Consider the following 4,796-nt stretch of genomic DNA (forward strand, 5'->3'; position numbering starts at 1 on the left):
CGTCGACCTCGATACCGGCCTCCTCGCGCAGCTCGCGTCGCACACAGGCCACCACGTCCTCGTCGCGTTCCACCTTGCCGCCCAGACCGTTGTACTTGCCCAACTGCTCATCGCCGGGGCGGGCGGTGCGATGCACCATCAACACCCGCTCCCCGTCGGGATGCAGGACGAAGGCGAGGGTCGTCAGGATCGGGGTCAGCGGCATGCGACGAGCCTACCGGGAGGCGCGTTGACAGGTGCGGAGGTGTAGGTTCTCGCGGAACCTGTCACTTTCTCGGTTTCTTGTCACGGGGTTGTCATTTTCTCGGTTTCTTGTCACGAAGTAGGGCGTCGAGGAGCATGCTGGACCCATGGGAGTCAGCGTTGCCCCTGAGGTGATGTGCACCTTCCTCGATGCTGAGGGCGAGGAGCACAGCGCAGCCCTGTCGCGCGTCGACCCGGTGGCTGTCGTCCACGGGCGTCCTGCGCGGGCCTTCCCTTCGCATGCTGCCCTTCGGCACTATCCGGGCTGGTGGTGGTCGGCAACGATGGGTGACCTCGTCGGCTACGAGAGCCTGCTCGAACGCGACTGCCTCATGGTTGCCGACCAGGACCCCGAGGTCGTGGGCATCGCCAGCCAGCCCTTGTGGCTCCAGGGGACCTTGGATGACGGGCAACCAGTCCGCCATGTGCCGGACTATCTCCTTGCCCGACGTGATGGCGGCTGGACGTTGGTCGATGTGAAGCCCCAGCGGCTGGTGGACGAACCCGCGGTGGGCAAGGTCTTGTCCTGGACAGGGCAAGTGGCTGCGCGGCGAGGCTGGGCCTACGAGGTGTGGACCGGCGGCAGCCCGGTCAGGTTGGGCAACCTCCACTTCCTTGCCCAAGGCCGCCGCCCCCACCTGGTCGATCCCGTCATCCTTGTGTGCTTCCCCACCATTGCCCGCCCAGGCATGCGGTTGGCCACATTGCAGGAACAGGCCCAGGCCACGGGAGGGTGGTCGGCTTCGGCGGTGCGCAGCGCTCTGATCACGGCCCTGTGGTCGGGCAGTGTGTCGGTCGACCTCGACCAGCCGCTGACCAACAATTCACTGGTCACCAGAGTCCGGAGCGCAGCATGAACACGACCCCCAGCTTGCGTCTCAAGGTCGGCGAGCGACTCTGGTTCGACGGGCAGGTTTGGACCGTCCGCGAGGTCAGTGCGCAGACCGCGGACCCGGTCGACTCGGTGGGTTCCCAGCGTCGCGCCGCCCTGACCGACTTGATCGGGGTCGCGACGAACCTCACCGACGAGCCGAACCCACCCGCCCTGGGCGACGACTTGGCAGCCATCCTGCTGTCCCAGTTGACCAGGGCACAACGGCGCGAGGTCGAATCTCAGTACGAACTGCTCCGCCCGTTGCTCGACAAACCCTTGGCCAACAGCGAGTTGGAGGCCGCTGCTCACCAGCAGGGCATCTCGGCCCGCACGCTGCGACGACGCATCGAACGCGCGAACGAGCTCGGGCCAGCCGGGCTGCTTGACAACCGCCTCACCAAACAAACACGGCGCTCGGTCGACCCACGATGGGACCAGGCCTGCCGCGAGGTGCTGTACACCATGGTCAACGCCTCCACACCGACCAAGCGCACCGTGATCCGACTCACCAACCAGCGGTACCTGGAAGCCGTCCCCGACGGGCAGGTCCCCAGCCAGGCCGTGGCCTACCGTCGCCTCGACGAGCTGGACAAGGGCCGACGGACCTTCGGGGAGGCCAAACAACGCCGATCCGTGGCCCACCGCCCGACCGGGGTGCTGGGGCAATTGTCAACGACCCGGCCCGGTGAGTACGTCCTCATGGACGGCTACCGACTCGACGTGTTCGCGATGGAACCCGTCACCAACCGGTGGGTCAACACCGAACTCACCGTCGCGATGGACCTCTACGACCGCGGCATCCGAGGGATCCGGCTTCGCCCGATCGCGGCGAAGGCCGCCGACGTCGCCAGCGTCCTGTTCCAGATGATGACCCCACAAACCTGGGGCACCGCCCCAGACAGCCCCGTCGGTCCCTACTCGGGGGTCCCCGAACACCTGGTCATCGGCACCACCGGTACGTTCCCCGACACGATCGTGATCGACCACGGCAAGGTCTACCTGTCCGACCACACCGCCGCGACCTGCCGGCGGCTCGGAATCTCGATCCAGCCCGCCATCCCACTCAAGCCAACCGACAAGCCGGCCATCGAACGGTTCTTCCGGACCCTGCGCACCGGCCTGCTCGACAAGCTGCCCGGCTACAAGGGCCCCAACATCGCTTCGCGCGGCCTCGATGTCGAGAAGGGCGCCTTCTACTACGTCACCGAGCTCGAACAGATCATCCGCGAATGGGTCGGCGAGTACCACCAGATGCCCCACTCCGGGCTGGTTGACCCCCGCCTGCCCCGCATCGAGCTGTCCCCCAACGAGATGTACGCCCGCGGCATCGCCGTGGCCGGCGAGCTGAACCTGCCCGCCAGCCAGGACCTCTACTACGAGTTCCTCGACTGCCAGTGGCGCACCATCCAGCACTACGGCGTCGAGATCGACGGCCGCATCTACGACGGACCCGCCCTCAACCCCTACCGCGGCACCAAGTCCAGCTACGCCGGCGCACACCCCGGCAAGTGGCCCTTCATGGTCGACATCGACGACATCCGCACCATCCAATTCCAAGACCCCGACACCCGCCAGTGGCATCCCCTGACTTGGCGCCAGGCCCACCTGCTCAACGCCCCCTTCAGCGAGGACGCCGCCAACTACACCCGAGCACGAGGAGTGCTGGAGAACCGCCACGTCGAACCCGACCAGGCCATCCAGGACCTGCTCAGCCGCTGGTCACGCGACGAGACCCTCGACCGGCGCGAACGCAACCTCGCCCTGCGCTTGGCCAGCCAGCCCACCGCGCCCAACGGCCAGTCCAGCCAGATGCTCGCCTCCAACCCCGGCGTCATTGACCTGGTCACCACCCCACGCCGACCCGCCCTGCGCGTCGTCGACGACGTCGACGTGTTCGAGCGCTACTACCTCGAGCACCCCAAGAACCACCAGCTGGAGGTGTTCGACGAATGAACGGCAGTCCCTGGGCCCAGTGGTGCCGCGACAACCCCGTTGCCAAGGACGTCATCACCACGCGGCGCGGCTGGAACAACTACGTCCACCGGCCCCCACGGCAGCCGTTCGAGACCTTGTCACGCCGAGAGATGGCCCTTCTCGATGAAGATGACCTCGACGACTACAACGCCGCTCGCGCCATCTGGAACGGGAACCTGCCCACCATCAAGACCCAACAACTCACCCGGGCCTTCAGCATCATGGACCAGGTCATGGCTTCCAACGTGCGCGACAGTGAGCAGCAACGCACCAACATCGTCATCGACGCCGCACCCGGTCTTGGCAAGACCACCATCGCCCAGCGCTACGCACGCCAGTTCCACCGCGGCATCGAACGCCGCCACGGCACCCGCACCGACAGCGGCAACCTCCGTGTCCCCGCGGCCTTCCTCTCCGTCGAGGGAGCCACCACCCTCAAGGGCCTCAACCAGCGCCTGCTGAACTTCTACGGCCACACCGCTGCGCAGGGCCGCCTCACATCCCAGCGCCTCGAAGACCTCGCCGTCGACTGCGTCTCGGCCTGCGAGACCCAACTCATCGTCATCGACGAGCTCCACTTCGTCGACTTCCGCCACCGCAACGGCATCGAACTGTCCAACCACCTCAAGAGCTGGTCCAACGAGATGCCCGCCACCTTCATCTACGTCGGGGTCAACCTGCGCGCCAAACGCTTCTTCGACGAAGGCATGGCCGGCGACAACGTCACCTACACCCAAACCAGCAGCCGCTCCGTGCGCTGCGACGTCGTCCCCCACGACATCTCCACCACCGCCGGGTTCCGCGCCTGGGTCGACCTGCTCAACACCTTCGAGAACCACCTCATGCTCACCGACCAGCAACCCGGCATGCTCGCCAACCAAGCCCGCGAGATCTACCGCCGCACCCAAGGACGCATCGGGTCACTCACCGGCCTGCTCAACCGCGGCTGCCAAGTCGCCGTCTCCACCCACACAGAGGCCCTCACCCCCGACGTCATCGACCAGGTAGTGCTCGACAATGCCGCAAACACATCGCTCGCCTCGTAGCTCCCTGTCAGGCCACCGGCCTCCCGAACTGGTCCTCATCCACGGCGGCGAACACGAACCGCTGCCCATCCGCGTCGCCCCCCTCCCCGACGAATGGGCCGCCTCATGGCTACGCCGCCTGGCGTGGCGCTACGACGTCGCACCCAACAAGTTCTTCAACCAACTCGGCTACCGGCGCAAGATCCACACCGTCCACACCATGGCCACCCGCCTCAAAGTGAACGCCCACAGCCTTGCCGATCACCTGCAACTCAGCGAACAGGAACGCCAAAACCTCGCCGCTCCAGCTCCTTTGGCGCAGGCCACCTACACCTACGCCCGCCAATACGGCCTACTCGCCGGCCCCACACGCAGCGCCCGCTTCTGCCCCCTCTGCCTGGCCGACGAGGCGCCCTACTGGCGGGCCGTCTGGACCCAACCACTCATGCTGTGCTGCCCCACCCATCACGTCGCGCTGGTCAACACCTGCCCCGAATGCCACCAACCACTCATGGCCAGCCACGCTTGGGCCACCGCACCCTGAAGCGCCCCAGGTTTGATGCCGCATCCTTGTGAGTTCGAGAGGATGTCAGCATGCCGAAAGTTGTCGATGAGAAGGTCCGTGCCCGGGCGGTGCGGTTGGTGCAGGAGCACCGAGCGGAGTACCCGACGGTGTCGAA

General features: G+C 66.5%; 5 protein-coding genes. 4 read left to right on the forward strand and 1 reads right to left on the reverse strand.

Annotation, left to right across the window (positions count from 1 at the left end; all coding sequences use genetic code 11):
- Positions 1–205, reverse strand: a 205-nt coding sequence (locus ACHFFZ_RS17360; protein ID WP_394276630.1) for an NUDIX domain-containing protein, incomplete at its 3' end; no start/stop codon positions are given.
- Positions 206–350: 145 nt separating this feature from the next.
- Between ACHFFZ_RS17360 and ACHFFZ_RS17365 the strand changes: the two genes are divergently transcribed.
- From ACHFFZ_RS17365 to ACHFFZ_RS17380, 4 genes are read left to right on the forward strand one after another with little or no spacing between them, the layout of a single operon-like run.
- Positions 351–1,100 (forward strand): TnsA-like heteromeric transposase endonuclease subunit, encoded by a 750-nt coding sequence (locus ACHFFZ_RS17365; RefSeq protein WP_394277834.1) that lies wholly within the window; start codon positions 351–353, stop codon positions 1,098–1,100.
- Positions 1,097–3,070, forward strand: coding sequence for a hypothetical protein (locus ACHFFZ_RS17370; RefSeq protein ID WP_394277835.1), 1,974 nt, complete (start codon positions 1,097–1,099; stop codon positions 3,068–3,070). The genes ACHFFZ_RS17365 and ACHFFZ_RS17370 overlap by 4 nt, the downstream gene beginning before the upstream one ends.
- Entirely contained in the window at positions 3,067–4,137 is a 1,071-nt protein-coding gene (locus tag ACHFFZ_RS17375) for an ATP-binding protein (protein ID WP_394277836.1), read from the forward strand. The genes ACHFFZ_RS17370 and ACHFFZ_RS17375 overlap by 4 nt, the downstream gene beginning before the upstream one ends.
- Positions 4,109–4,660, forward strand: a complete 552-nt coding sequence (locus tag ACHFFZ_RS17380) for a TniQ family protein (RefSeq protein ID WP_394277837.1) — start codon at positions 4,109–4,111, stop codon at positions 4,658–4,660. The genes ACHFFZ_RS17375 and ACHFFZ_RS17380 overlap by 29 nt, the downstream gene beginning before the upstream one ends.
- Positions 4,661–4,796: the final 136 nt, after the last annotated feature.

This window comes from Luteococcus sp., from assembly GCF_043424415.1.
GTDB lineage: Bacteria > Actinomycetota > Actinomycetes > Propionibacteriales > Propionibacteriaceae > Luteococcus.

Coding starts and splice junctions, on each gene's coding strand:
- ACHFFZ_RS17370 (WP_394277835.1), top strand. CDS start 1,097: ATGAACACGACCCCCAGCTTGCGTCTCAAGGTCGGCGAGCGACTCTGG.
- ACHFFZ_RS17375 (WP_394277836.1), top strand. CDS start 3,067: ATGAACGGCAGTCCCTGGGCCCAGTGGTGCCGCGACAACCCCGTTGCC.
- ACHFFZ_RS17365 (WP_394277834.1), top strand. CDS start 351: ATGGGAGTCAGCGTTGCCCCTGAGGTGATGTGCACCTTCCTCGATGCT.
- ACHFFZ_RS17380 (WP_394277837.1), top strand. CDS start 4,109: ATGCCGCAAACACATCGCTCGCCTCGTAGCTCCCTGTCAGGCCACCGG.